This window comes from Luteibacter sp. P4_E6 (assembly GCF_056401535.1).
In genome coordinates, this window is record NZ_JBFUJE010000516.1 from 1 (window position 1) to 2,746 (window position 2,746).

The 2,746-nt window shown below is 63.9% G+C and carries 2 protein-coding genes; both read left to right on the forward strand.

Going from position 1 to position 2,746, the window contains the following annotated elements:
- The coding region (locus AC1DT2_RS20120) for a DNA methyltransferase (RefSeq protein ID WP_477298293.1) at window positions 1–2,364 on the forward strand (2,364 nt) is incomplete at its 5' end.
- The coding region (locus AC1DT2_RS20125) for a hypothetical protein (protein ID WP_477298294.1) at window positions 2,361–2,746 on the forward strand (386 nt) is incomplete at its 3' end. The genes AC1DT2_RS20120 and AC1DT2_RS20125, both read left to right, overlap by 4 nt.

Consider the following 2,746-nt stretch of genomic DNA (forward strand, 5'->3'; position numbering starts at 1 on the left):
GCCCTGTTCGAAGCCTTCGGTCTGGGCAAGAGTGTGCAGCAGTTGGAGGTCGTTCGGCTGGCCATGGCGTACGCCAGCGGCGCCGGTCTGATCGTCGTTCCTCTCGGCGTCCGTCAAGAATTCCGCCGCGACGCCGCCATGCTCGGCATCGAAACCCGCTTCATCCGCACCACGGCCGAGGTCGATCCTGCCTTCGTCGGCGTCTACCTGACGAACTACGAGAGCGTGCGCGAYGGCAAGCTGGACCCGAATGTCTTCGTGGTCGTCAGCCTGGACGAAGCGTCGGTGCTGCGCAGCTTCGGGTCGAAGACCTACCAGACGTTTCTGACGCTGTTCGATGCGGTGCGATTCCGTTTCGTCGCCACCGCTACGCCGTCGCCGAACCGCTACAAGGAGCTGATCCACTATGCCGGCTTCCTCGGGGTGATGGACACGGGCCAGGCGCTTACCCGGTGGTTCAAGCGGGACAGCACGAAGGCGAATAACCTGACCCTATACCCGCACAAGGAGCGCGAGTTCTGGCTCTGGGTGGCGTCCTGGGCGCTGTTCCTGCAACGGCCGTCTGACCTTGGCTTCAGCGACGAGGGATACGACCTCCCGCCCCTGACGATTCACTACGTCGAGGTTCCGGTCGACCACGGCAGTGCGGAAGCGGATCGGGATGGCCAGGGGAACCTTTTCAGGGATGCGGCAATGGGCCTCCGCGATGCTGCGCGCGAGAAGCGCGACACCTTGCCCACACGCATTGCCGCGGTCAGCAGGATCCTCGAGGAGAACGCCGCGGATCACTTCCTGATCTGGCATGACCTCGAAGCCGAGCGTCACGCCATCGCGGCGGCGGTCCCTGGCGTCGTGAGCGTCTACGGTGAGCAGGAACTGGACGATCGCGAAAAGGCTGTCATCGACTTCAGCGAGGGCCGAATTCAGCGCCTCTCGGGCAAGCCCGTCCTCATGGGCAGCGGATGCAACTTCCAGCGCCACTGCCACAAAGCGGTTTATGCCGGCATCGGCTTCAAGTTCAACGACTTCATTCAGTCCCTTCACCGCCTCCAGCGGTTCCAACAGGGCTTTCCGGTTGAGATCTGGATCGTCTACGCGGAGAGCGAGCGGGAGGTGCTTGCCACGCTCCAGGCGAAGTGGACCCGACACAACATCATGGTGGGAAAGATGAGCGAGATTATTCGGGAATACGGCCTGAGCCACGGGGCGATGGCCGACGTGCTGTCGCGCTCCATCGGTGTCGAGCGCATCGAGGTGAGCGGCCATGATTGGCTGGTGGCGAACAACGATTGTGTTGCCGAAGCACGCACCATGGCCGATAACTCGGTTGACCTGGTGGTGACCTCGATCCCCTTTGCGAACCACTACGAGTACAGCCCGAGCTACAACGATTTCGGGCACACGGACGACAACGCCCACTTCTGGGCGCAGATGGGCTTCCTGTCCGCCGAGCTGCTGCGGATCCTCAAGCCCGGGCGCGTTGCCGCGATCCACGTGAAGGATCGCATCGATTTCGGCGCCGTAACCGGTGCCGGCGTCCCGACCGTAAGCCCCTTTCACGCTGAGGCGATCTTCCACTACCGGTCGCACGGCTTCGACTACATGGGCCTGATCACGGTCGTGACTGACGTGGTCCGCGAGAACAACCAGACCTATCGTCTCGGCTGGTCGGAGCAGTGCAAGGACGGCACGAAAATGGGCGTGGGAAGCCCGGAATACATCGTGCTCCTGCACAAGCCCCAGACCGACCGGACGAAGGGCTACGCCGATCATCCGGTGCGCAAGGACAAGGAGTCGTATACCCGTGCCCATTGGCAGGTCGACGCGCATGCCTTCTGGCGGTCATCTGGCCAGCGCATGCCCACGGTCGACGAGCTGGCTGCGCTGGGCCCGGACAAGCTGGCGAAGCTGTTCACCCAGTACAGCCTGGCCAACCTCTACGACTACGAGTCTCACGTCCGCATCGGTGAGGCTTTGGAGGCGCGCGGCGCCCTTCCATCGACATTCATGTCACTCGCCCCTGGCAGCCATCACCCGGACGTGTGGCACGACGTGAACCGGATGCTGACGCTCAACGGCGAGCAAACGCGGCGCGGCCTCGAAAACCACATCTGCCCGCTGCAGTTCGACATCGTTGATCGCCTCATCGAGCGTTTCAGCAACCGCGGCGAGCTGGTCTTCGACCCTTTCGGCGGCCTGTTTACCGTCCCGCTCCGCGCCATCAAGGCCAGGCGTCAGGGCCGTGCGGTCGAGCTGAGCACACCCTACTTCTTCGACGGCGTGAAGCACCTGCAAGCTGCCGAGGCAGAGATCTCGATGCCCTCGCTGTTCGACACCCTTCCGCCGGCACAGGAGGCCGCATGACCACCATCAAGTATTACCGGATCGACACGCCGGAGGTTCGCGCCGCCTGGGCCACCTATGTCGCCGAGAATGTCGAGCTGGACAAAGAGGCAGCGGCCTTCTCCGCGCTGTTCGAAGGCGCCAAGCCCGTCTATATCCGGAATCTCCACGGCCGCGCGCTGCATGGCCTCCGCTTCGAGCCGACGAGGCCGAAGGATCTCTGGACTGTCGCGCAGGCCAGCGAAGGGTACGTGCAGCGACCACGGACGCGGCTCGGCGCCACTGCGCCAGGCGCCGACCGCAAGGCCCTGATGGGCGAACTCGCGCGCCTGGACGACCTCTACTCAAACAACCGGCCGAAGACACAGCCGTCCCTCGACCCGGTTTGGGCGGCGATCGGCAC